Origin of the sequence: Bradyrhizobium sp. WYCCWR 13022, from assembly GCF_030435535.1 — a bacterium.
Classification (GTDB): Bacteria; Pseudomonadota; Alphaproteobacteria; order Rhizobiales; family Xanthobacteraceae; genus Bradyrhizobium.
Genome location: NZ_JAUIZJ010000002.1, coordinates 682,103 through 705,376 on the forward strand (window position 1 = coordinate 682,103; position 23,274 = coordinate 705,376).

At 64.7% G+C, this 23,274-nt stretch carries 19 protein-coding genes; 11 read left to right on the plus strand and 8 right to left on the minus strand.

Annotation, left to right across the window (positions count from 1 at the left end; genetic code table 11):
* Both QY049_RS04385 and QY049_RS04390 read right to left on the minus strand, forming a co-directional pair.
* A complete protein-coding gene (locus tag QY049_RS04385; RefSeq protein ID WP_301269052.1) occupies positions 1-678 on the minus strand; it encodes a glutathione S-transferase family protein in 678 nt (225 codons plus the stop codon).
* Positions 679-789: 111 nt separating this feature from the next.
* Entirely contained in the window at positions 790-1,893 is a 1,104-nt protein-coding gene (locus QY049_RS04390) for an anhydro-N-acetylmuramic acid kinase (RefSeq protein WP_301269053.1), read from the minus strand.
* A gap of 160 nt (positions 1,894-2,053) precedes the next feature.
* On the opposite strand from QY049_RS04390, the gene tyrS reads away from it, so the two are divergent.
* The 3 genes from tyrS to QY049_RS04405 all read left to right on the plus strand — a co-directional run bounded on the left by tyrS (position 2,054) and on the right by QY049_RS04405 (position 5,279).
* The gene (gene tyrS / locus QY049_RS04395; protein ID WP_194476101.1) at positions 2,054-3,307 is read left to right on the plus strand and encodes a tyrosine--tRNA ligase; all 1,254 of its coding nucleotides are present in this window, start codon (positions 2,054-2,056) and stop codon (positions 3,305-3,307) included.
* 56 nt (positions 3,308-3,363) lie between these two features.
* Entirely contained in the window at positions 3,364-4,620 is a 1,257-nt protein-coding gene (locus QY049_RS04400) for an MFS transporter (RefSeq protein WP_258761766.1), read from the plus strand.
* 221 nt (positions 4,621-4,841) lie between these two features.
* Positions 4,842-5,279: a DoxX family protein gene (locus QY049_RS04405; protein WP_194476103.1), complete on the plus strand. Its 438-nt coding sequence runs from the start codon at positions 4,842-4,844 to the stop codon at positions 5,277-5,279.
* A gap of 226 nt (positions 5,280-5,505) precedes the next feature.
* Here the strand turns inward: QY049_RS04405 and QY049_RS04410 are convergent, their stop codons facing one another.
* The gene (locus QY049_RS04410) at positions 5,506-9,312 is read right to left on the minus strand and encodes a DUF3971 domain-containing protein (protein ID WP_301269261.1); all 3,807 of its coding nucleotides are present in this window, start codon (positions 9,310-9,312) and stop codon (positions 5,506-5,508) included.
* Positions 9,313-9,516: 204 nt separating this feature from the next.
* On the opposite strand from QY049_RS04410, the gene QY049_RS04415 reads away from it, so the two are divergent.
* Together QY049_RS04415 and QY049_RS04420 are read left to right on the plus strand one after the other, a co-directional pair.
* Positions 9,517-10,218: a peroxiredoxin gene (locus tag QY049_RS04415; protein WP_301269054.1), complete on the plus strand. Its 702-nt coding sequence runs from the start codon at positions 9,517-9,519 to the stop codon at positions 10,216-10,218.
* Positions 10,219-10,329: 111 nt separating this feature from the next.
* Positions 10,330-11,694 carry a M23 family metallopeptidase gene (locus QY049_RS04420; RefSeq protein WP_194476105.1) on the plus strand — a complete coding sequence of 455 codons (1,365 nt, stop codon included), beginning with the start codon at positions 10,330-10,332 and terminating at the stop codon, positions 11,692-11,694.
* Positions 11,695-11,727: 33 nt separating this feature from the next.
* Here QY049_RS04420 and QY049_RS04425 read toward each other — a convergent pair whose 3' ends face one another.
* Together QY049_RS04425 and QY049_RS04430 are read right to left on the minus strand one after the other, a co-directional pair.
* Positions 11,728-12,912 (minus strand): DUF5666 domain-containing protein, encoded by a 1,185-nt coding sequence (locus QY049_RS04425; protein ID WP_301269055.1) that lies wholly within the window; start codon positions 12,910-12,912, stop codon positions 11,728-11,730.
* Positions 12,909-13,787 carry a DUF6502 family protein gene (locus QY049_RS04430; protein WP_301269056.1) on the minus strand — a complete coding sequence of 293 codons (879 nt, stop codon included), beginning with the start codon at positions 13,785-13,787 and terminating at the stop codon, positions 12,909-12,911. Before QY049_RS04430 ends, QY049_RS04425 begins: the two co-directional genes overlap by 4 nt.
* A gap of 125 nt (positions 13,788-13,912) precedes the next feature.
* Between QY049_RS04430 and QY049_RS04435 the strand changes: the two genes are divergently transcribed.
* From QY049_RS04435 to QY049_RS04455, 5 genes are read left to right on the plus strand one after another with little or no spacing between them, the layout of a single operon-like run.
* Positions 13,913-14,074, plus strand: a complete 162-nt coding sequence (locus QY049_RS04435; RefSeq protein ID WP_194476108.1) for a hypothetical protein — start codon at positions 13,913-13,915, stop codon at positions 14,072-14,074.
* A 7-nt stretch (positions 14,075-14,081) separates the two neighbouring features.
* On the plus strand, positions 14,082-16,010 hold the full coding sequence (locus tag QY049_RS04440) for a glycosyltransferase (protein WP_301269057.1): 1,929 nt from the start codon (positions 14,082-14,084) through the stop codon (positions 16,008-16,010).
* A gap of 3 nt (positions 16,011-16,013) precedes the next feature.
* Positions 16,014-16,754: an ABC transporter ATP-binding protein gene (locus QY049_RS04445; RefSeq protein WP_258761772.1), complete on the plus strand. Its 741-nt coding sequence runs from the start codon at positions 16,014-16,016 to the stop codon at positions 16,752-16,754.
* Positions 16,751-18,130, plus strand: a complete 1,380-nt coding sequence (locus tag QY049_RS04450; protein WP_301269058.1) for a glycosyltransferase family 1 protein — start codon at positions 16,751-16,753, stop codon at positions 18,128-18,130. The genes QY049_RS04445 and QY049_RS04450 overlap by 4 nt, the downstream gene beginning before the upstream one ends.
* A gap of 11 nt (positions 18,131-18,141) precedes the next feature.
* The gene (locus QY049_RS04455) at positions 18,142-19,398 is read left to right on the plus strand and encodes an O-antigen ligase (protein WP_301269059.1); all 1,257 of its coding nucleotides are present in this window, start codon (positions 18,142-18,144) and stop codon (positions 19,396-19,398) included.
* Here QY049_RS04455 and QY049_RS04460 read toward each other — a convergent pair whose 3' ends face one another.
* A complete protein-coding gene (locus QY049_RS04460; protein ID WP_301269060.1) occupies positions 19,399-20,634 on the minus strand; it encodes an ABC transporter substrate-binding protein in 1,236 nt (411 codons plus the stop codon).
* Positions 20,635-20,741: 107 nt separating this feature from the next.
* Positions 20,742-21,653 (minus strand): DMT family transporter, encoded by a 912-nt coding sequence (locus QY049_RS04465; RefSeq protein ID WP_301269061.1) that lies wholly within the window; start codon positions 21,651-21,653, stop codon positions 20,742-20,744.
* Positions 21,654-21,924: 271 nt separating this feature from the next.
* Between QY049_RS04465 and QY049_RS04470 the strand changes: the two genes are divergently transcribed.
* On the plus strand, positions 21,925-22,332 hold the full coding sequence (locus tag QY049_RS04470; RefSeq protein WP_301269062.1) for a hypothetical protein: 408 nt from the start codon (positions 21,925-21,927) through the stop codon (positions 22,330-22,332).
* A 58-nt stretch (positions 22,333-22,390) separates the two neighbouring features.
* On the opposite strand, the gene QY049_RS04475 is transcribed toward QY049_RS04470, so the two are convergent.
* Entirely contained in the window at positions 22,391-23,272 is an 882-nt protein-coding gene (locus QY049_RS04475) for an NAD(P)-dependent oxidoreductase (RefSeq protein WP_301269063.1), read from the minus strand.
* Positions 23,273-23,274: the final 2 nt, after the last annotated feature.

A 23,274-nucleotide genomic window follows, 5' to 3' on the forward strand; every position in this document is an offset into this window, starting at 1 on the left:
TCAGGCCGCAAGCTTCAGCAGGTGCGCATCATGGCGCACGAGAAACGCGCGCAGCAATTGTGCATAGTCCGCGCCCACCGCCGTGCGGACGCTCGGACGTTGCGCGAGCTCCGCGCGCCAGGCGCGAACCTTCGGCACATCGCGGAAGATGCCGTGATCGGTCAGCTCGTCGAACAGGTCGAAATAGCGAAAGACCGGTGCGAAGACCGCATCGACGAGGCTGAGCGTCGCGCCGGCGAAATAAGGTCCAGGGCCGAGTGCTGCTTCCATGCGCGCGAATTTCGCGGCCAGCGCCTGACGCTTGCCCTCAAACGCCGCCGGATCCGTCGCGGTCTCGAGTCCCCAGAGATCGCCGAGGATTGCCGAACCAAACTCCATCCAGGCCCGATGCTCGGCACGCTCGAGCGCGTCCGCGGGGTGCAGCTTCGTAACGCCTGGCGTCTCCTCGATGTACTCGCAGATCACGTTGCTCTCGAACAGCGCGACTTCGCCCTTGTCGGTCGTCACCACCAGCACCGGTACCTTGCCGAGCGGCGATATCTTCAGAAACCAGTCGGGTTTGTTGGCGAGATCGATATCGACCCGCTCGAAAGGCACGCCTTTCTCTTTCAACGCGATCACCGCGCGCTGCACGTACGGGCAAAGCTTGTGGCTGATGAGTTTCAGTGAGGCGGTCATGGCGTTGATCCCGGCGGTTCGATGCAACTGCATCCAATATAGATGCACTTGCATGATTCCGTCAAGATCAATGCACTTGCATCAACCAGGCGTGACCTCGGGCAATCATCCTCAGGGTCTGGCGATCACGCCTCCGGTCATTGGCATCGGCACGCCCGTGGTGGCCGGATAGGACAGCGGCAGGCCCTTCAGGCCGCGCGCGGCGAGGAAGCCGAAGGCCTGCGCCTCGATCGCGTCGGAGGCCCAGCCGAGCGTCTCGGCGGCCTCGAGGGTGGCCGAGCCAACCCGCTCCCGCAGCATCCGCAGCATGGTGAGGTTGCGGGCGCCACCGCCGCAGACGATCCAGCTCCGGGGCCGCCGCGGCAGCAGCGGGATGACGCGAGCGATCGCGGCGGCGGTGAAGGCCGTCAGCGTCGCGGCACCATCGGCGGGCAGGACATCGCCGAGCTTCAGGGCGGCAAAGTCATTGCGGTCGAGCGACTTTGGCGGCGGGTTTGCGAAGAACGGCAGGCCAAGCGCTCGCGCGATCCAGGCTTCATCCACCTTGCCGAGCGCTGCAAACTTGCCTTCCGCATCGAACGCCTGATTCATGGTGCGGTACATGAAATCGTCGAGCAGCGCGTTGCCGGGCCCGGTGTCGCAGGCGATCAGGGTGTCGTTGCCGTCGATATAGGTGATGTTGGAGACACCGCCGATGTTGACCACGACGATCGGCCCCTCACGCGCCAGCGAATTGGCGAGCGCGCGGTGGTAGACCGGCACTAATGGCGCGCCCTGCCCACCGGCCTCGACATCGGCGGCGCGGAAGTCGTGCATGACAGGAATATGGATCGCCTTGGCCAGGGCCGGCGCATCGCCGATCTGCACCGTGAGCCGCCGTTCGGGCCGGTGCAGCACGGTCTGGCCGTGGAAACCGACGATGTCGATCTCCTCCGGCTTCATCCGGTTCTGGGCGACAAAGGCCGCGACGGCCTCGGCATGCGCCAGCGTGACGGCGCGCTCGGCTTCGGCCAGGATCCCCGGCCGGGCATCGCGTCGCGGCAAATGCACGGCCTCGGTCAGCGCCTGGCGCAACAGGCTGCGCTCGGCTGGGCTATAGGGCCGGTAGCCTGACGGTCCGAACGCTTTCACCTGCTTTCCGTCGGTTTCGATCAGCGCGACGTCCACCCCGTCCAGCGAGGTGCCGCTCATCAAACCGAGTGCCGTCAACATCATCTCGAGCTGGCCTCGACGCCCCCCGCCCCGACGCCTGACTTGTATCAAACAAGCACATCTTATAATGCCACAACGCGCATATTTGCGGCAGCCCGGCTGGCGCGGGTTCCTCAACTTGCGGCAATGATCGTAAAATAAGAATGATCAGGTTCGCCGACAGATGACTGCATTTAAATCGGATTTCCTCACTATCCTGCAAGAGCGTGGCTTCATCCACCAGTGCTCCGATTTCGAGGGGCTGGACGCCCTCGCCGCCAAGGGCGAGGCGATCGCCTATGTCGGCTACGACTGTACCGCTCCCTCGCTGCACATCGGCAACTACCTGACGATGATGATGCTGCACTGGTTTCAGCAGTCCGGCAACAAGCCGATCACGCTGATGGGCGGCGGCACCACCATGGTCGGGGACCCCTCCGGCAAGGACGAGACGCGCGCGATCCGCACCGTCGCCGAGATCGAGGCCAACAAGGCGTCGATCCGCGGCGTGTTCGCGAAGGTGCTGCGCTACGGCGAGGCCAAGAGCGACGCCGTCATGCTCGACAACGCGGAGTGGCTGACCAAGCTCAACTGGATCGAGATGCTGCGCGACGTCGGCAAGCATTTCTCGGTCAACCGCATGCTGACGATGGACTCCGTGCGCCTGCGCCTCGAGCGCGAGCAGGAGATGAGCTTCATCGAGTTCAACTACATGATCTGCCAGGCCTACGACTTCGTCGAACTGGCCAAGCGGACCGGCTGCCATCTGCAGATGGGCGGCTCGGATCAGTGGGGCAACATCATCATGGGCGTCGATCTCGGCCGCCGCATGGGCGCGCATCAGTTGTTTGCGCTGACGACGCCGCTACTGACCACCGCCTCGGGCGCCAAGATGGGCAAGACCGCGCAGGGCGCGGTGTGGCTCAACGCCGACCAGTTCAGCCCTTACGATTTCTGGCAGTACTGGCGCAACACCGAGGATGCCGACGTCGGCAAATTCCTGAAGCTGTTCACGACGCTGCCGATAGCTGAGATCAGGAAGCTCGAGGCGCTCGGCGGCTCCGAGATCAACGAGGCCAAGAAGGTGCTCGCGACGGAAGCAACCGCCCTGCTGCATGGCCGCGACGCCGCAAACGAAGCGGCCGAGACCGCACGCCGCACTTTCGAAGAAGGCGCGCTCGCCGAGAGCCTGCCGACGGTGGAAATTCCGCGCGGCGAGTTGGAAGCCGGCCTCGGCGTGCTCAACGCCTTCGTCAAGGCGGGCCTCGTTGCCTCCAATGGCGAAGCACGGCGCCAGATCAAGGGTGGCGGCTTGCGCGCCAACGATGAGCCGGTCACCGACGAGAAGATGACGCTCACACCGGGCCATCTGACGCCTGAAGGCGTGATCAAGCTGTCCTTCGGCAAGAAGAAGCACATCCTGCTCAAGCCTGCATAGGCGTATGTGGTTTTGATGCTTGTCAGGGCGTGCCGAAGCGCGCTCCCTGAGGAGCAATGGATCAGAACACGCCCAAGGAAGCGGCCAGGGAGCAAGGAAGCACGCAGCAAGGTGCGGTGCGCACCGCGCTCGTCGTGCTCGCACTGTGCTTCACGCTGGCCGTGCTCGGCCGCGGCCTCAGCGAGAGCTTCACCGTCTTCCTCAAGCCGATTTCCGTAAACTTTGGTTGGGACCGTGCGCAAGTCGTCTCGATCTATTCGCTGACCTGGCTCATCAGCGGACTGACCGCGCCGCTGGTCGGCCGCCTGTTCGATCATTCCGGACCACGCATCGTCTACGCACTCGGCTTGTTGCTGCTCGGCTCGGCTTTCCTGATTGCGGCGCACGCGCAGTCGCTCTGGCAATTCCAGCTCTCGATCGGGCTCTGCGTCGGCATCGGCGTCGCCTTCATCGGCAACGTGCCGAACTCGATCCTGCTCGGCCGCTGGTTCGGGACGCGATTGCCGACCGCGATGGCGGTGGTCTATTCCGCGATGGGCGGCGGCGTGCTGGCGCTGCTGCCGGCCTCGCAGCTCCTGATCGATCACCTGGGCTGGCGTGAGACCTACCAGGTCTACGGCTTCGCCGCGCTCGGTCTGCTGGTGCCGCTCATGCTCCTGCCCTGGCGCATCTTCGCGGCCGGCTCGCCTCATGTCGCCAAGAAGACCGATCCTGAATTCATCGACAATGGCTGGACGCTTCTCAGCGCGATACGTCACCATGCGTTCTGGGCGCTGTTCTCGACCTTCTTCTTCACCGCGGTGGGCATGTACTGCATCGCAGCGCAGATCGTCGCCTATCTGATCGATGCCGGCTTCCCGCCGCTTCAAGCCGCAACGGCCTGGGGCTTCTCAGGTGTCGTGCTCGTGTTCGGCATGTTGGGCGTCTCCGCGCTCGACGGGCTGATCGGGCGCCGCCCATCCGTGCTGCTCAGCTACGCGATCTCGATCCTCGGCATCTTCCTGCTCTGGCTGCTTCAGTATTATCCAAACGTCATCCTGCTCACCGGCTTCGTCGTCTGCTTCGGCAGCATGATGGGCTCGCGCGGGCCGCTGATCACGGCAACCGCGATGAAGATCTTCAGGGGCAAGCGGGTCGGCACCATCTTCGGCACGATCTCGATCGGCAGCGGGCTGGGCTCCGCCTTCGGCTCCTGGAGCGGCGGCCTGATCCACGACGCTACCCACGGCTACAACGCGCTGCTCGTCTTCGCATTTGCGAGCGTCGTGCTCGGGATGATTCCATTTCTGGTTGTTCCCGCCTTACGGCGCTAGGTGTCGCAAAGGTGACTTGAGTTCCTCTGCGCCACCGGGGAACTACGGACCGACGCGGCGGTTGGACCCGCAAAATAATGCGGGTGGCACGCGGTTGAAATTGCAGCCTGCGGTGTTTTGTCCGACATGACGAAAATGTCAGCGCGAATTGATCCGGCGCAGCTTGCAGGGCGGAACCGAATGCGGTCCTAGTCGCCGCATTGGATGAAGGGCACAAACCAATGAACTTTCCCTACCTCACTCGCTTTCAACCGGTTCTCTTGAGCCTGTTTCGCTTCGTCACTGGACTTTTGCTGTTCCAGTACGGCGTGGCCAAGCTGTTCAAGTTCCCGGTGCTTCCCTACTTCGCCGACATTCCTCCGCTGATCTATGTGGCCGGCACGCTCGAACTGGTGCTCGGCGCGACGCTGATGCTCGGCCTGTTCACCCGCCTCACCGCCTTCATCCTGTCGGGTGAGATGGCCTTCGCCTACTTCATGGGTCACATGCTCAAGACCGGCACGCCGGTGTTCCTGCCGCTGCTCAATGGCGGAACCGCCGCGATCCTGTTCTGCTTCGCCTGCCTCTACATCTCGGCCGCGGGCGGCGGTTCGGTCAGCGTCGATGCGCTGATCGGCAAGGAGAGCGACGCACCGGGTGGCGCCTTCGCGCGGCGCTGAGGCGCGCTATCGACTCCCACGTCACGAGACGGCGTCGGCAATCGGCCGGCGCCGCTCAGCGCGAGCCCAGCACGTTCCAGATCAGGACGAGGGCCGCGACGAGCAGCACGGACATGATGAGGCGGTGAACAAATCGGTTCATTGCAGGTCCGGCCAGGCACAACAGCCACCAAAATCTGAGATCGTTCTTTCCAAGCGAGTGTCCCGGCACGCGGCCTGATCGGCGTTAACGGCGCGCCAGGCTGCACCCGTTCGACAGCGTTCGTGCCGATCCCGTCGCGCTGTCACCGGAGTGCGCCGACGGCAGTTCGTCGATCGGCGCGTTTTGTTGCTTGCCGGTGTTGAACTCGAATATCTTGCGGAACAGTCCCGGCGCCATCGCCGAGATGGGGTTCACGCGCATGGACGGCTTGTCCGGCGTACCGACGACCTCGTAGGTGACGCCGATCAATCCCTCGTTGTTGCCGCCGCCGAGAAAGATTCCGAAGAGTGGAATCTGGCCGAAGATGTTGTTCACGCCGTACATCGGCACGAACGTGCCGCTCATGCACACCTGATTGCCGGGATAGTCGATCGAACCCTCGATGGTGGCGCCGATCATCGGACCTTTCACCACGCCGTCGCGGATCGTCAGCGCGCCGTTCTGCCGCGTGAATTCGGCACGCAACGCACTGAAGGAAACCCCGCTCCCGGTCCCGTTGGGCGCACCCGCCGCAACCCGATCGAGCTGCGCCTCGCCCCTCACGGTGAAATCGCGCACGTTGATGAGGCCTTCCCTGGGTACCGAAGCATCGGCCGCGGGAGGCTCCATGGCCACCACCATCTGGCCGCCGACCGCCTTGGTATAGGTGTCGGTGAACTTCAGCAGCGAGCCGGCATCGTTGGTCTGGAGATAGATCACCTCGCGGCTGCCCTGCGCGCGGCCGCCGCGCAGATCGGCCGCCACCGGGGTGTTCTGGCCGATCCTGCCGCTCAGCGTGAACGCCTTGATGGCCCCTGCTCGCTTCGACATCTTGGCGTCGACGCTGCGCATCGTCTCGCCGTTGAACCCGGCGACCGTGCCGAGCTTCACGTCGATGTCGAAATCGACGTTCTTGAGCTTGCTCTTGCTGTCGTCCTTGGAATTGCCTGAGATCGCCGACTTCAGGAAGCCGCGGCCGTCGAACACGTCACCGCGCATGGTGCCTCGCACCACGCCGTCCTGACCGCGCTCCACCTTCAACGAGGTCTTGTCGCCATCGGACGGCGAGTAGATCGGGAAGTTCGCATTCATGAGGTCGCCGTTCGGATCGACCTCCAGCGAACCCTTGATCGAGGCGCCGCCGCCTTCGATGACGATGTCCTCGAGCCTCGTCGATTGCGCCGTCGGCACCACCTTGAAGGTGGCCTTGCTCGACTTGCCCGGCAGCTTGACCCAGCCGGGAAGGATGTTGTCGAGCTTGACCGAGGTCAGGTCGGCCTCGATACCGAGCTTCGTCGTCTGCTCGGGGCCGCCGGCAATCTTGCCCGACACCTTGATCGGAACGGATCCGCTGACCGCGGGACTGAGGTCGAAGCCGAGACGGGCGCGGCCGGCGTCGTCCAGCGTCGTCTGGAGCTTGACGTCGGCATCGCCATCGGTTGCCTTGCGGTAGTCGAGCGAGGCCGCTTGCCCGTTGATCTTGACGTCGCCCTTGACCTGATAACCCTGGTTGTTCGCAACGATCTTGAGATTGTTGGCCTCGAGCTTCTGGTTCATCACGAGCTTGTCGGCGGCAAATCCGTTGAGATCGGCGGTGACGGCGTAGACGGTATCCGCCTTGGTCAGCTCGCCCTTGACCGGCATGCCGAGCTGGATGTTGGCCGTGAACGTACCCTTGCTGGTGTTGGGATCGACGACGGTCGACGATAGATCGCTCAGCCGATCGTTCGCCAGCATTTCGGCCGCCGCAGGTACCGGACCGTCGACGCGGAAGCGCGTCCGCGACGGCGATGGCTTCGGCGCCATGTCAGGCACTTCGAAGGTGAAGTCAGAGATCGTGATCTTGCGGCCCGCAGGCGTGTCGGCAATGCCCTGGGCGATATTCACCGTGGCGGTGCGTCCGGTCACGTGCGCCTTGAGGTCGGCGTCGTGCACGACAGGCATGCCGTCGACGGGGCGGACCGCGACGCCGCTTGCCACGATATTGACCGACAGGCCGTCGTCGGGAATGGGCGGTCCCTTGCGCGGAAGGTTGCGCGTCGGCGAGTTGACGCCGACCTCGATGCGCTGAAGCGTGCCGCGCTCGATCCGCTCGATCACCCACTGGCGCAGTTCGGGCACGACGAGCGTCGGCCACATTCGCTTCAGCGCGGAGGCCGACATCGGCGTTCCCGCAAAGCCGAGCGTCAGGCGCGGCTCGCCGGAATAGTCGATCGCACCGGTGCCGGCGACGCCGATCTCGCCGTTGCTGATATCGGCCTGCGTCAGCAGCATGCGCTTGTGATCGGTGTCGAAGCGGAAGCCGATCGCGATGCGATTGAAGACGAGCGGCGGCTCGTTGTCGATGCCGCCGAGCAGGATCGAGCCTCCGCTGAAGCCGAGTTGCCAGTCGTTGGTGGTGCCGTTCGGCGGCTCCAGATGAGCCAGCAGGGTCACGCGATTGGCGCCCGAGAGGATCTTGAAGGGTGCGACCAGCACCCGGCGTCCCGCATCCCACTCGACGTTGATCTCGGCCGAGTCGATCGCCATCGGATAGTCGGGCGTGTCGGTGTCGATGATGTTGCCAGCGCCGACCGTGACCTTGCCGCGAAAGAACGTCGGCACCCCGTCACGGCCGAGTTCGCCCTTCATTTCGCCGGTCAGGGGCAGATCGGCCGAATAGGTGAGATCCTTGACGCGCAGCGCCAGCAGGATGTTGGAGGTCGAGACCTTGTCGGCGCGGATATCGACCGAACGCACGCCATTCTCGGTGGGACCGATCGTGGCACGCAGCGACCACGGATGCGCGCCCTCCTCGCCGAGGCTCAGCGTGACACCGCCCTGGCTCGGCCGGCGCAGGCTGAGCGTGATGTTCTCGAACGTCCATTTGCTGCCGCGCTGCTGATCGTCGACGATCAGGTTGCCGTTCTTGAGACCGATCTCGTTGAGGTTCTGGCCGTCGAGGCCGGTCATGCTGAGGCTGTCGAGCCAGTCGAGGCCCTGAAGAATTCCACTCTGCTGCGGTGTCGGCCGAGGTGCGGCCTGAGGCGCGTCCGGGGTTGCGGGCGCCATCCCGAACGGCGGCGGCGGGGCGCCGTTGCGCGGGAATGTCGGCGGCAGGCCCGCTTCCTTCTTGGACGCGACACCGGTTGCGAGCGGCTTGGCCGTGTCGCCGGCGGACACCGTGACCGTCCCGTCAGGCGCGATCCGGATCGCGAGCTCGGCATCGACGAGGTTGAGGCTTTCGGCGCGCAGATGCCCGGTGAGAAGCGCGACGCCCGAGAGCCTCACCTCGGCCTTCGGGGCGCTGGCAACGATGGCATGGTCATGATCGCGTACGATGATGTCGCGGATGCGCACCGCAATCCTGATACGCCCCGCGCGCTCGATCTGGGTGCCGCCCACCTCCACGGTGTTGCCGTGGCCGATATTGTCCTCGATCGCGGCAGCGAGCCAGGGCGTTGCCATGTCGAGATTGATCGGGCCGGCGCCAAGTCGCCACCACAGCGCGCCAAAGCAGCCAACGAAGATGACGATCATGGCCCCAAGAACGACGGACATGCGACGCAGCCAGCGTCCGCTCGGCAGCATCCGCCGGAACGCCAAGAAGCTGTCGCCGATGCGGAAGCGCGAGCTGGAACGCGACAGCAGGCGGCGTGCGCGATGCCCCGCCTCCTCTTCCTGATCCTGATCCCAGTCGGCCTCGTCCCACTCCGGCTGCTCGTGATGGCCGCCGTGCCGATCGAAATCCCGATTGTGATCCTGGGGCGACGTATTCCTTGCCATTGCCTCTCGATACAGGCGCCCATCGTGGGATTGAGCGCCGCCGGGGCCGCAACCATTGACGGGAATCGACGCTCCCCGCCCCGGCATTGCCGCCATACCTCTGATGTTCCTGCTGTTCGTCATTTCGCCCCGGGAGCGCGTTCAACGAGCAGTGGGGTGGTGCGTGGAATTCCTTGTAACCATACTCCGTCGCCGCCAAAATTGCCCAGCCGAGGGCGCGAATCCGGCACACCGGACGAGAGCTGCAATAACGCTTCGGTTGACCCGCCGAAAGCGACGAAAGGAAGGCGTATGTCCAAGAAATCCCGAAAGAAATCGTCCAAAACGCCCTCCGGCAATCCGACGGCTAAGAACAAGGCCCTGAAAACACGGGCATCGACTCGAACACGCAGCGCGAAAATCCAGCCGGCATCGCCAGGCAAATCAACCAAGACGGGCGCGAAAGCAGCATCGCATAAGGCCGCATCGAAACGGTTAAAATCTTCTGAAAAGGCCTCCAAGCGCGCCGCGGCATCGGCCGGCGCCAAATCCGCGCTGGCCGAGGGCCAGACGGCCCCTGCGTTCCGCCTGCCTCGCGACGGCGGCAACGTCGTCACGTCGGCCGATTACGCCGGCCAGAAGCTCGTCCTGTTTTTCTACCCCCGGGCCGATACGCCGGGCTGCACCCGCGAGGCGATCGACTTCACCCGCCTCAAGGACGCCTTCACCTCTGCCGGCACTGCCGTGCTCGGCATTTCGGCCGATCCGTTAAAGGCCCAGGAGAAGTTCCGCGACAAGCACGGCCTCGGTATCCCACTGATCTCGGACGAGCAGCACGAGATGCTGGAGGCCTACGGCGCCTGGGGCGAAAAATCCATGTACGGCAGGAGTTTCCTCGGGATTCTTCGCACCACGGTGCTGATCGGTGCCAACGGCAAAGTGGCCAGGATCTGGCGCAATGTCCGGGTTGATGGGCATGCTGACGAGGTGCTGGCCGCGGCAAGAAGCCTTTAACCAGCTCGTTAAAATCGGGCGCTCCCGTTTCCGGAAAATTAACCATGACTGGCTCAGATTGCCGCGGCAATTAGGCCGCAAGGAACCGTTCCGACCGGCGCGGGAGTGCCGATGTCGAAAAGTTCTGCCCAATATTCGCAGTACCCCCAGCATCATCCCCGCGACCACGGACGGGCCTTCCATCGCCGTCCTGCTGCCGTGGCGGCGGCGGCGATTCCCCTCCCCGATACCGACGACGCCTACACCATCCAGCATCACGGCAAGCAGGTTCGCCTCGGGCCGGTCGTGTTCTGGATCGTGGTCGGGACCGTCGTGCTCCTCGGACTCTGGTCGGCAGCGACGGCCACTTATTTCGCTTTCCGCGACGACGTCCTGACCCGGCTGATCGCCCGTCAGGCCGAGATGCAGTATGCCTATGAGGACCGGATCGCCGAGCTGCGGGCCAAGGTCGATCGCGCCACCAGCCGGCAGCTGCTCGACCAGGAGCAGTTCGACCAGAAGCTCGACCAGATCATGAAGCGCCAGACGGCGCTGGAGTCCCGGGCTACGGCGCTCGGCGCCATGCCTGATGTCACGGGATCGATTCCCCGCGCAGCGCCGCAGCGTGGCGAAGCGAACCAGACGACGATGCAGGGCACGCCAAAACCGTCACCGATCAGCGACACCGTGATCTTCGTGGCGCCCCCCGACCGCGAAGCGCGGCTGGAATCGCGCGCGCCTGCCGTGGTCGCCCCGCCGGTCAATCAATTCGCCAAGAACCAGGGGTTCGACAATGTCCTGGCCCGGCTGACGAACTCGCTCGATCAGGTTGAGCGGCGGCAGGTCGCAGCACTCAATGCCGTCGAGGAAGGCATGGATTCGCGGATGCGGCGGATGCGCGGCGTGGTCAGCGACCTCGGCCTGAACCTCGCCAATCTCGAGGCTGCCGTGCCGCGCGCCGCAATGGGCGGCCCGTTCGTGCCGGTGAAGCTCGCGGCGAACGCAGGGCCGTTCGAGAAGCAACTCTATCGCATCAATGTCACGCGCGCCGAAATGGATCGGCTCAATCGCACGCTCGCGCAGGTACCTTATCGCAAGCCCGTCGTCGGTGAGGTCGAGTTCACCTCGGGCTTCGGCATTCGCAGCGATCCCTTCCTCGGCCGGCCGGCGATGCACACCGGCCTCGACTTCCGCGCTGCGACCGGCGATCCCGCACGCGTCACCGCCAACGGCAAAGTGGTCTCGGCCGGCTGGTCCGGTGGTTACGGCCGCATGGTCGAGGTCGATCACGGCAACGGGCTGTCGACCAGGTACGGCCATCTCTCCGAGATCAACGTCAAGGTCGGCGAGATCGTCAAGATCGGCCAGGTCATCGGCCTGGTCGGGTCGACCGGCCGCTCGACCGGCCCGCATCTGCACTATGAAACCCGCATCGACGGCGAAGCCGTCGACCCGCAGAAATTCCTGCGCGCCGGCGTGCGCCTGAGCGCGGGTTAGAGCCGCGCCCTGCACTTCCAGCGTGCTGAGAGCCTAGCGCCGGCCACCGCCCATCCCGCCTCCGGGACCTCCAAAGCCGCCACCACCCATTCCGCCGGGGCCCATCGGCCCGCCACCGGGCCCACCAAAACCACCGGGACCTGACGGGCCGCTTGGTCCTGACGGCGCGGAGCCGGGATTGCCACCGGGGACAGATCCGGGCGTACCCGGCGCGCTGGGCGGACTGTTGCCCGAGCCCGGCGCGCTGCGCTCCGGATGCATGATCGAGCTGCCCGGCGACCGGCCGGGATTGCCGCCGCCGGACGGAGGTGCGCCCGGCGCAGGGCCGATCGCCCGCGTCGATTCGACCTGCAAGCCACGCGAGCGATCGAACACGCCGTTGACGACCATGCGCGCCTCGCGCGCTGCCGGCCCGAAGCGCGAGCTGTCGCGGGCGACGAGCCCCGAGCCAAGTTGGAGGCTGGAGCCGGCGCGCTGCACATAGGCTTCGATCGACAGCCGGCTCGCGCCGACAAGATCCGAGAAATCCTCGATGCGGGTGCGCATGGCCTGCATTGCGCCCTGGCTCGTGCTGCCCTCGATCAGTACGCGCTGGCCGACCAGCAAGGGATCGACGCCGGTCAGCTTCAACCCGCCGATATGCAGGCCGTCGGGCCCGCGCTCGACCAGACCGGTGACGCGTTCGGCTGCATCCCTGCGCGGCTCGACCAGGCTTGCGACGATCACGCCGTCGGTCCGGCGCAAGCCGTAGACCGCCACATGCGTGCCGGCACGGAGCTTGCTGTCCTTGTTGCTCGCCACGATCTTCTGGCCGAGGACCGTCAGCTCGTTGCCCTTCACCTGCTCGATCGGCCCCGAAACCTCGCTCGCGATCGCGATGTTTCGCGTGACGAGCGTGCCGTCGGCCTGCCGCGTCGCGACCACGCGCGCGAGCTGGCCGATGCGCAGCGCCTTCGGGCTCGCCGCCTCGCCGTCGATGCGGACCGGTACGTCGCTCGCATAGGTGACGCGCTCGCCATTGACGTAGATGCTGCCGAAACGCTGGATCACGCCGACGATGCCGGTGCCGCCGATGCCGTGATCGTCACCGCGCGTGATTCCGGTCCCGCCGATACCTTGATCCGTGCCGCGCCTGACCTGCGCGCGCGCAATCGCGGTGCCGGCGAGCCAGAACCCGGTCAGCAGCAGACGGCGCGAAATCAGCGGCGGCCGGCTCATGAGGAGCTGCCCTCTTTGCCGGGGTCCTTGGCCTCGCCCATCTCATCGTCATCTTCGCTATAGATGTAGATGCCGAAGTTCCAGCGGGCGTCGCCGCCCTTGTCCTTCGCGAGCGCGCGGTTGGCCTCGCGGTTGGCGGTCTTCAGCGCATCCATCGCCAGCTCGCGCGAACGTGCCTCGAGGCGCTTGGCGAGCTTCGGCGAGATGTTGTTGTAATGGACGGCACGTTCGAGGAAGCGCGGCGCCGGCCCCGACACGTTCTCAGCGGCGGCCGCGATATGGTCGTGCAGATTGCGGCCGAGATAATGCCATTTGCTGTCGTCAGCACCGCTCGGAACGAACGCCGCCTCCACCAGCTCGATCTCGTCGTCCGCATTGATGGTCACGAGCTTGCGGTCGACCCATTCGTCGAGCACTGCGCGCGGGCGAACGTCCTTGGTGACGGAGCCGACGAGCTGCTCGAATGACGGCGCATCGCCTTCGGCGGTGCGCGGAAGCGCCAGCGGCTCGCCCCCTGCATCGGTGAACTCGGGCGCCGCGAGCCAGCGCGCGATCACCGCGCTCGTCAGCGACAGCGCCGCCGGCGTCTCGTTCACAGGCGCGCCGGCGCCGCGCAGGCGCGCGACCTCCTTGCGGTGGATGCCGGTGAGCAGGCTGACGCGGCTGTCGGTCTGCTCCTTGCCTTCAAGCGCGAAATCATGCTCGGCGACGTTGACGAAGAGCTCGCGGAGCAATTGCGCCAGTGCCGGAAAGGTCATGCCGCTGCGGATACAGAGCCGCACGAGCGGGCGCAGCAGCCGCGCCAGCGGCGCGTGCAGCTTTTTCGCGGCATTCGGCTCTGGAGCCGCCGCTTTAGGCCCGGACTTGGCATTCATGTCTGAATTGTACGCGCGTCACACGTGGGACACAATCCCACATTTTCCCATTATGCGATTGACGTGGTAAATTTTCCCACATATACGAAACGCCACTGAGGGCGCGACGTAAAGGGACTAAACCCATGGCTGACCGCTTGGTCCGCATTTCCAGTTCACCGCGTGCCGTGCCGGCTCCCGACTGGGGGCGCGGCGCGATCGAACCGATGCTGCCGGCCCTGCTGCGCGGCGTGATCTTCTTCTCGGTGCTGGCAGCACCGTTCGTCGCAGCACTGCTCGCGGGCTGACGCCATCATGCAAAACACCAGCGAACTCCCGCGCCGTCCGTCGGTGCTGCACATCTTCAAGATCTACTATCCCGACCTGTTCGGCGGCACGCTGACGGTGATCCGGGACATCTGCGCCAGCCTGCAGGACGCCTTCGCCTCCGCCGTGTTGGTCTGCTCGCAGTCGGTCGAGAAGCGCCAGATCGTCGTCAACGACGTGCCGGTCGAGCGCGTCCGCTCGTTCGGCAACGTGCTGTCGCTGCCGGCCGCGCCCACCTATCCCTGGCGGCTGTGGCAGAAGATAGCCGAGCACGATCTGCTGGCGCTGCATGCGCCCTTCCCGCTCGCCGATCTCGTCTTTGCCTTCGGCTTCGGCCGCAAGCGGCCGCTGGTCGTGCACTGGCACGCCGACATCGTCACCCATGCGGGCCTGCGCTGGTTGATCCAGCCCCTGATGCGGCGGACGCTGCGCCTGGCCAAGGCGATCATCGTGTCCGACCGGGTGCTGGTGGACGAGACGCCCTTGCTGCGGGAAGTCGCCGACAAATGCCAAGTCGTGCCGTTCGGCATCGACACCGATGTCTACGACTGGCCGAAGATCGAGCCACACCACGTCAACGACCGCGGCCGCCTCGTGCTCGCCTGCGGTCGGCTCGTGCCCTACAAGGGGTTCGACGTGCTGATCCGCGCGGCCATCAACCGCAACTTCGAGGTCTGGATCATCGGCGAAGGCGCCGAGCGCGCCAGGCTCGAGCAACTGATCAGCGAGCTTGGCCTCGGTGATCGCGTCCGCCTGCTCGGCTCCGTCAATGATTGCGAGCGCATCAAGCTGATGTGCCTCGCCGACGTCTTCGTGATGCCATCGGTCACCAACGCCGAGACCTTCGGCCTCGTCCAGCTGGAAGCCATGGCCGCCGGCCGTCCCGTGGTGAACACCGCGCTCGACACGGCGGTGCCGCGCGTCGCCCGTCACGGCATGGAAGCGATCACCGTGCCGCCCGGCGACGCCGAAGCGCTCGGCGGGGCCATCGACACCCTGGTAAGCGATCCCGAGCGGCGGCGCCGCATGGGGCTTTCAGCCCGGACCCGCGCCGTGAGCCGCTATTCCGCCGCAGCCTTCAAGGACGGCATGGAATCCGTCTACCGCGCCGCCGTCGCGGCTCCATGCGACAAGCCCGTGCCGGCGGACGATCATGAGAAGCAGAAAGGCTGGTTCGACAGCATCCGGATCGCCGCAGCGCTGGCCTGGTCCGACATGCGTCATCGCTACGTGCGCTCGCTGCTGGGTCCATTCTGGATGTCGCTCCAGATGGCGATCGTGGTTGCAGTGCTCGGTTCGGTGATCGGGCAGATGTCGAATGCCGACATTCTGGCACGCCTGCCCATGCTGGCCCTCTCGATGACCGCATGGACCTTCCTCAACAGCGTCGTGCTCGATGCGACCACCGCGCTGCAGAACTCTGCGAGCCTGATCCGCGACCGTGCCCTGCCGCCGGTGATCTTCCTGCTCCAATGCACGTTCCGCCAGGGGCTGTTCGCCCTGCACAATGCCTGCGTCCCGCTCGCGCTCTGGCTGCTGCTTACGCCGCATCATCTCTCCGGTGGGCTCGCGGCGCTGCCCGGCCTGTCGCTGTTCGTGATCTGCACCTTCGCCCTCAGCCTCGTCCTCGGCGCGCTGGCGACGCGTTATCGCGACCTCAAGCCGATCATCGAATCCACGCTGATGCTCGCCTTCCTCGCCTCGCCCGTGATCTGGTCTTCGGACATCATCAATCACCGCTCGACCGTAATGCGGCTCAATCCGTTGACGCATCTGTTCGCGGTGTGGCGCGAGCCGCTCGTCGGCGGCCATGTCGATGCGACCAGCATCATCTATGTCCTGGTGACGCTGGCGCTGCTGCTCTGTGCGAGCGTGCTGACACTGGTGCATTTGCGCAAAGCCGCCTTCTGGATCTGACCGATGGCCGAGATCAGCTTGCGCAATGTCTGCCTCGACTATCCCCTCTACGGCGCCTACGACTTTTCACTCAAGCGGAGGCTGCTCGGCCATCTCATCCGCGAAAAGGGTGAGATGCGGATCATCCGCGCCGTCGACGACATCACCTTCGAGGCCGAGGCCGGCGCGCGCATCGGGCTTGCAGGCCCCAACGGATCCGGCAAGTCGACGCTGCTGCGGTTGATCGCAGGCGTCTATCCGCCAAGCAGCGGCCACGTGGCGATCCGCGGAAATGTCGTGCCCCTGCTCGGCCTCAATGCCGGAGTGAACCTCGACTTCATCGCCGAGGACAACATTGCCCTCTTGCTGCGGATCAGCGGCCGCAAGCCGACGCGCGCCGTGATCGACGAGATCTGGGCCTTTACCGAACTCGAGGAGCGCATGCAGCGGCTGCCGCTGCGGATGTTCTCCTCGGGCATGCTGATGCGCGTGCTGTTCGCGACCGCGACCGCCTTTCCGGCCGACATCCTCCTGCTCGACGAATGGCTGAGCGTGGTCGACGAGCATTTTGCCGAGAAGGCCGAGGGGCGCCTGCAGAACCTGGTCTCGCAGGCCGCCATCGTTATCATCGCCTCGCACGACCTGCCGCTGCTGCGCCGCACCTGCACCAGCATCATCAATCTGGATCACGGCCGCATCGCCTCGACCGTCACGGTCGAGCAACCGTCGGCTCCTCCTTTCGAGCTCCGCGAGATCAGCGCATGAAGCAGAGTATCCTCGTCGTGTCCGAGTCGCTCGGACAACCCAACCACAAGCGCGGCATCTTCCACTTCACCCGGGAATTGACGCGCTCGCTCGCCTCTGAGGGCCACGAACTCACATTGCTGGTGGAGACCTCGAAGCGTTACCGCAAGCTGTGCCGGCGCGAGCGCCGCACGAAGCTGTTTCCGGCGCAGTCGCGCAACATCGAGCTGCTCGCGCTTTATCGCTTTCTGGACGAAGTCAACGTGAGCGGACCGGTGACGCTCAGCGGCACGCGGCGCAAGTTCGACTGGCTGCGCCACAGGGTCGGCATGTTGTTGTCGCGCGACAATTTTCTCTGCCTCCTCGGCGCGATCGGCCTGCGTAGCCTGCACGCGCGGCTGATCGAGAACAGGACCGCCGCGCTCGAATACATTCCGCCGGATCTGAGCCATCTCGAACTGTTCCGCGACTTTCAGCTCGAGCCCGGATTTTTCAACTATCAGGACTCCTCGGCCTTCTTCCTGCTGCCGCCGCCACGGATCGACGCGCGCGACTACGACGTCATCGTCGTGGATACACCGACACGGGTGGCGATCAAGCGCAGGCCGGACACCAAGGTCATCTGCGTGATCCACGATTTGTTGCCGCTCACCGACCTCAAGCTCAGCGACATCGCTACGCGGCAGTTCCTGGCGCGAATCCGCACCAGCCTGCGTCAGGCCGACGAACTCGCCTTCGTTTCAAACTACAGCATGATGCGGTTCAGGGAACTGTTGCCGCAATTTGCTCACCTACCGGCGCGGGTCGTGTATCCCCGCACCCGGTTCGACGCCCCGGATGTCCTGCACCTCCCAGCCCCGTCGGGGCGTCCGGGGCGGCCGAACTTCGTCATCATCGTGTCGAACGAGCCGCGCAAGAACGTCGCCACGGTCCTTCGCGCCTTTCGCAACATCCCGCAGGCCGATCTCGTGGTGATCGGCTACGCCGGCCAAATCAGCCGGATGAGCAATCTTCCGAAGAATGTCCGTTTCGCCGGCTATGTCGACGAGCAGGAGAAGGCCGCGCTGATCGCGGAGGCACACGGGCTGATCATGCCGAGCCTGGCCGAGGGTTTCGGCATCCCGATCATCGAGGCGCTCGCGGCCAATACGCCGGTGCTGTGCTCCGACATCGCCGTGTTTCGTGAGGTCGCGGGCGAACTGGCCGATTATTTCGATCCGTTCTCACCTGAGTCGATCGTCGCCTCCGTCACCAGGGTGCTGGCGCGACAGGAGGAAGCTCGCAGCAAGATCCGGGCGCGCCGCTCCGAGCTTGCGGAGCGCTTCGGCTACCAGACCCAGGCCCGCGACTTCATGGGGCATTATCTGCCGCCGGAACGACTGGTCGCGGCGCAGTAGGCTCGGTGAGCATGACAGCCGACACCGCGGCGTGCGCGGGAGCCGTCACCGCACCGGCCCGGCAACGCTCGGCGGCACTGTTCAAGGCCGCCGACGTGCTCGCCATGTCGATCGCGGCGTCACTACCATGGTCAACCACCGCGCCCTCGATCTTCGTTGGCCTCTGGCTGCTCGCGGTGACGCCGACCATCGACTGGCGGGACTATGCGCGCCGCCTCGTGCAGCCTGCTTACGCCCTGCCCTTCGTCATCCTGCTGCTCGCGCTTCTGGGTGTCCTGTGGTCCGATGGGGTCTGGGTCGACCGGCTGCACGCGGTCAAGCCGGTCGCCAAGCTCGTGCTGATTCCGCCGCTGCTCTATCATTTCAACCGGTCGGAGCGCGGCTTCCATGTTTGCGCGGCCTTTCTCGTCTCCTGCGCGCTGCTGGCGGTGTACGCCTGGATCGTGCTGCTCGATCCCGCCCTGAAGCTGACCGCAACCGCGTCATCGGGTGTTCCCGTCAAGAACTACATCGACCAGAGCCAGGAGTTCACGCTGTGCGTCTTCGCGCTCGCTCTGCCGGCGCTGTGGTTCTGGCGCGGCGGCAGCCTGATCGCCACGGCCGCATGCCTCGCGCTGATCGCTCTGTTCGTGACCAACATGGTCTTCGTCGCCTCCGCCCGCACCGCGCTGCTCTGCATTGCCGTGCTGCTGTTGCTGTTTGCGTGGCGGTACCTGAGCCGGCGCGCAGCCCTGCTGCTGTTCGCGAGTGCGGCGGCCGCGAGCGCTCTGGCCTGGACGGCGTCGCCCTATCTGCGCCATCGCGTCACCGACATCGCCGTGGAATATCAGCACGGACGCGAGGACATCAGCCGCGCCTCGACTGCGCAGCGCCTGACCTATTGGCGCAAGGCAGCCAGAGCCTTTGCCGAAGCACCGTTATTCGGCCACGGCACGGGATCGATCAAGCGCCAGTTCGAGCGCGCAGCCTCAGGCGAAACCAGCCTCGACGCCGAGATCGTGAGCAATCCCCATAACCAGACCCTGCATGTCGCGGTGCAATGGGGGCTATTGGGCGTCATTCTCCTCTATGCTATGTGGTTCGCACACCTTCGCCTGTTCACCGGCAACAGTCTTGCCGCCTGGATCGGCCTCGTCGTCGTCGTGCAGAACATCACGAGTTCGCTCGTGAATTCGCATCTCACCGATTTCCACGAGGGCTGGATCTACGTGCTCGGCGTCGGTGTAGCCGGCGGCATGGTTCTGAGAACCAACGCCGGCCAGCGCTGATCATTGGCTGTGTTCGTGGCCGACCTCGCCGGTGATGACATCGCCGAACAGCTCCCAGGCCTGCCCGTTGAAACGCATCAGCTGCATCTGCTCGATCGGGAAATAATCATCCGGCGAAGTGTTGACCATGACGCCAGGCAGCATCAGTTCGGTGTGGAAATTCTTCAGGCTGGCGGCCTGCTTCATGACGTTGTCGCGCGTAAGATTGTCGCCGCATTGCTTCAGCACCTGCGCCATCGCCTCGGCCTGCACATAGCCATAGAGATTGTTGGCATTGGCCTTGTCGCCGTCAGGGTAATACTTGTCCATGAAGGCGCGCCACGCGATCACGGCCGGATCCTTGTCCCAGGTCGGATCGGTCGGGTCCTTCAGGTAGGCGGTCGAGATGATATCCTTGGAGTATTCGAGCCCTGCTGGCTTGAGCACCGAGGCAATCGACGTCGCAGTGTTGGCCAGAAAGAACTTCGGCTTCCAGCCGAGTTCGCCCACTTTACGGATCGCCTGCGCCGAGCCCTTGGGCGCGGCCCATGAGAAGAAGATGTCGGCCCCGGAATCGTGCAGCGCGACGATCTGCGAGTCGATCGAGGGATCGCTGACCTCATAGGATTTGTCGGCGATGATCATGCTGGCCTTGTCGCCGAGCCCGTCCTTCAGGCCCTTGAACTGGTCCTTGCCGGCGTCATCGTTCTGCCAGAACACCGCGATCTTGCCGTTCGGAAAATTGTCGCGGATGTATTTTGCGTAGATTCGCCCCTCGCTCTGGTAGTTCGGCTGAAAACCCATGGTCCACGGAAAGTTCTTGGGGTCGCCGAACTTGGTGCCGCCCGAGGCGACGAAGAGCTGCGGCACTTTCTTGGCGTTCATGTATTTCATGATCGCGGAGTTCGAGGGCGTGCCGAGCGCCTGGAAGATCAGCAGCACCTCGTCGCTCTCGACCAGCTTGCGCGCCTGCTCGATCGCCTTCGGCGGCGAATAGGCATCGTCATAGCTGATGAAGTTGATCTTGCGGCCGTTGATGCCGCCTTGATCATTGATCATCTTGAAGAACGCGGCCTCGGTCTTGCCGATCACGCCATAGGACGACGCAGGTCCGCTATAGGGCATGATGTTGCCGATCTTGATTTCGGTATCGCTCGCGCCGGGATCGTATTTCTTCTGCGCCAGGGCCGGTGTCATGACGAGCACGCCGGCAGCGAGCATGGCGAAGGCAGCAAGGTTTTTGCGACGACCCGGCATCGTTATCTCCCCAATTTTGTAGTCTTGTTTTGTGGGGAGTGTCGCAAGGCGGAGAGTGACTGGCAAGCGGCAGGATTTTCCGCGCAATGAAACTGCAGCTTGGGAACTTATCCGACGCGCTGCAACATTCTCAGCACTCGTCCGTCGATCACGATCAACGCGCTGGCGATGACGATCGCACCGGCGATCTCACGCGCGGAGATCGGCTCGCCCAGCACCAGCCATCCAAGAAGGATAGCCGTCACGGGGATGAGCAGCGTCACCAGCATGACATTCGTTGCGCCGGAGCGTCGTATGATCTGAAAAAAGACGATGTAGGCGAGCGCCGTCGAGAGTGCCGCAAGGCCAAGCACAGCGAGCCAGGTCGCCACGCCCGGCATCGCCAGATGCCACGGCTGCTCCACCGCGCCGGCAACGATTGCCATCATCGCCGTCGATGCCATCAGTTGAAACGTCGCCGTACCCAAGGGGGCTGAGTCCTTCAGCAATCGCCGGGCGGCAAGCGCGGCGAAGCCATAGCTCAGCGCGCCGCCGAGACAGAGCAAAATGCCGAGCCCCTGCCCCGTACGCGCCTCAGTCCCCCACCCGCGCAGGATGATCACCCCGGCAAGGCCCAGCGCCACGCCGGCCACCCGCCGTGCCTGCAACGCCTCTTCGCCCGCCATAGCCATCACCATCACCGTGAACAGCGGCGTGGTCGCATTCAGGATCGAGGCCAGCCCGCTTGGAACGAACGTCTGGCCGGCGACAATCAGCGAAAACGGAACGACGTTGTTGAGCAGTCCGATCACGAAAAACGGCTTCCAGCCCGCCACGCCTCTCGGAAAGCTGATCCCCTGCCGGCCCAGCAGCGGCAGCAGAATGGCCGCACCGAGCGCGACGCGCAGGAACACCAGCGTCAGCGGTGGCAACTCGCGGAGCGCGGCGCCGTTGAAGAAGAACGAGCCGCCCCAGAGGATCGAGAGCACAGCGAGCAGCGACCAGTCTCGTGCGTCGATCCTGATATCGTTCGGGGGCATAGGTTTCACCTCAGCGGCCGAACCTGCCGCCTAGAGCAACATGACAGATGTAACCACCCGATTCCCGACAGACGCCGCTGACGCGGATCTCCCCAAACCCACCCGGATCCAGAACGACATCAGCCGCATTTCGAGCGTCGCGATCAGCGAGGTCTGACCCGAGGGCAGCAAGCGCCCTCGACCAGTAACCTCTCCTTAACGGCGCGACTTCTCCTTTCTGCCGCAATCCTGGCGTGTTGTTCCAGAACTGGAACGGATAGAGGACGATGCGATGAAATTGAGTCTCACAAGCGGCACAATGGGCGCAAGTCTGATGTTTGCATGCTCTCTGCTGATCGCCCCAATGGCTCACGGGGCACCACAGACGTGCTCAGTCGAGAAACTCCAGGGCCGCTATGTATTTACTGGCCAGGGCACAAACTATCACTACGGCGCGTTTGACTTTGACGGGTCAGGAACGTTTTCAGGCAAACAGACCTCCCTGCGTCATGCGATCGTTCAACGCGAAACTCTGAACGGGACGTACACGATTGACAAGGACTGCACGGGAACGATCACCCTCCAGGGTCAACCCGGCGGCACAGCGCACTGGGACGTCTTTTTGACTGATGATGGGAAGAAGGGACGCATGATCCGGACGGATTCCGGCATACAGGGCGTTCGCACGTTCGAGCAATAATGTTGATCAAACGCGCGGCTCATCCCGGAGATCGGGCCGCGCATTGCTCGCGCCGCGGTCAGACCGCGCCCTTCGGCCGCGACACCAGCTCGATCATCTTGCCTTCATCGTCGTCGGGCATCGCGGCTTTGGCCTGCGCGTAGGCCTCGACCGCAGCGCGCGAGACCAGCGGCTTGTCCGCCAGCAGGCTCTCGGCGAGCTTCACGGCGTAGGCGGCATCCTTGTGCCGGAGCGCGGCCGTGAAGGTTGCGCCACTGAAATCGCGCGCGACCATGCGCTTGGAATGGCGCTGCACCTGCGGGCTCGCAGCAACGCCGGCCTGGATCGACTCCAGCACCAGCTTCATATCGAGCCCCGCCTGCTCGGCAATCGCGAGCCCCTCGGCGAGACCCGCGATCTGGATCGCGCCGAGGAGATTGTTGATGAGCTTGTAGACCGTGCCCGAGCCGACCGCGCCGAAATGGCGGATGGTCGAACCGATCGGTTCGAGGAACGGCCGCGCGCGCTCGAGGTCGGCGCTATCTGCGCCGGCGAGCAACGTCAGCTTTCCGGCGGCGGCCGCATCCGGCAATCCCGTCACGGGGCAATCGATGTAGATGAGCCCACGCGCATTGAGCTCGCGGCCCATCTCGCGCGCATGGTCGTAGGAAACGGTGGAGCACTCGATCGCGATGGTGCCCGCCTTCGCCGTTTTGGCGGCCCCGTTGGGCCCGAGCCAGACCGCGCGCGAGGCTTCGTCGTCGGCGACCATGGTCACGACAGCGTCAGCGTCTATCGCGGCGTCCTCGGGCGAGGTTGCCCATTTCGCGCCGCGCGCAATCAGGTCTTCCGCTTTTGATTTGCTGCGATTCCACAGCGTCACGGTAAAGCCGGCATCGAGATAGCGGCCGGCCATGCCGTGACCCATCCGCCCCAATCCGATGAAGGCGACGCGGCTCATGA

Coding starts and splice junctions, on each gene's coding strand:
- QY049_RS04385 (WP_301269052.1), bottom strand. CDS start 678: ATGACCGCCTCACTGAAACTCATCAGCCACAAGCTTTGCCCGTACGTG.
- QY049_RS04390 (WP_301269053.1), bottom strand. CDS start 1,893: ATGATGTTGACGGCACTCGGTTTGATGAGCGGCACCTCGCTGGACGGG.
- tyrS (WP_194476101.1), top strand. CDS start 2,054: ATGACTGCATTTAAATCGGATTTCCTCACTATCCTGCAAGAGCGTGGC.
- QY049_RS04400 (WP_258761766.1), top strand. CDS start 3,364: ATGGATCAGAACACGCCCAAGGAAGCGGCCAGGGAGCAAGGAAGCACG.
- QY049_RS04405 (WP_194476103.1), top strand. CDS start 4,842: ATGAACTTTCCCTACCTCACTCGCTTTCAACCGGTTCTCTTGAGCCTG.
- QY049_RS04410 (WP_301269261.1), bottom strand. CDS start 9,312: ATGCCGGGGCGGGGAGCGTCGATTCCCGTCAATGGTTGCGGCCCCGGC.
- QY049_RS04415 (WP_301269054.1), top strand. CDS start 9,517: ATGTCCAAGAAATCCCGAAAGAAATCGTCCAAAACGCCCTCCGGCAAT.
- QY049_RS04420 (WP_194476105.1), top strand. CDS start 10,330: ATGTCGAAAAGTTCTGCCCAATATTCGCAGTACCCCCAGCATCATCCC.
- QY049_RS04425 (WP_301269055.1), bottom strand. CDS start 12,912: ATGAGCCGGCCGCCGCTGATTTCGCGCCGTCTGCTGCTGACCGGGTTC.
- QY049_RS04430 (WP_301269056.1), bottom strand. CDS start 13,787: ATGAATGCCAAGTCCGGGCCTAAAGCGGCGGCTCCAGAGCCGAATGCC.
- QY049_RS04435 (WP_194476108.1), top strand. CDS start 13,913: ATGGCTGACCGCTTGGTCCGCATTTCCAGTTCACCGCGTGCCGTGCCG.
- QY049_RS04440 (WP_301269057.1), top strand. CDS start 14,082: ATGCAAAACACCAGCGAACTCCCGCGCCGTCCGTCGGTGCTGCACATC.
- QY049_RS04445 (WP_258761772.1), top strand. CDS start 16,014: ATGGCCGAGATCAGCTTGCGCAATGTCTGCCTCGACTATCCCCTCTAC.
- QY049_RS04450 (WP_301269058.1), top strand. CDS start 16,751: ATGAAGCAGAGTATCCTCGTCGTGTCCGAGTCGCTCGGACAACCCAAC.
- QY049_RS04455 (WP_301269059.1), top strand. CDS start 18,142: ATGACAGCCGACACCGCGGCGTGCGCGGGAGCCGTCACCGCACCGGCC.
- QY049_RS04460 (WP_301269060.1), bottom strand. CDS start 20,634: ATGCCGGGTCGTCGCAAAAACCTTGCTGCCTTCGCCATGCTCGCTGCC.
- QY049_RS04465 (WP_301269061.1), bottom strand. CDS start 21,653: ATGCCCCCGAACGATATCAGGATCGACGCACGAGACTGGTCGCTGCTC.
- QY049_RS04470 (WP_301269062.1), top strand. CDS start 21,925: ATGAAATTGAGTCTCACAAGCGGCACAATGGGCGCAAGTCTGATGTTT.
- QY049_RS04475 (WP_301269063.1), bottom strand. CDS start 23,272: ATGAGCCGCGTCGCCTTCATCGGATTGGGGCGGATGGGTCACGGCATG.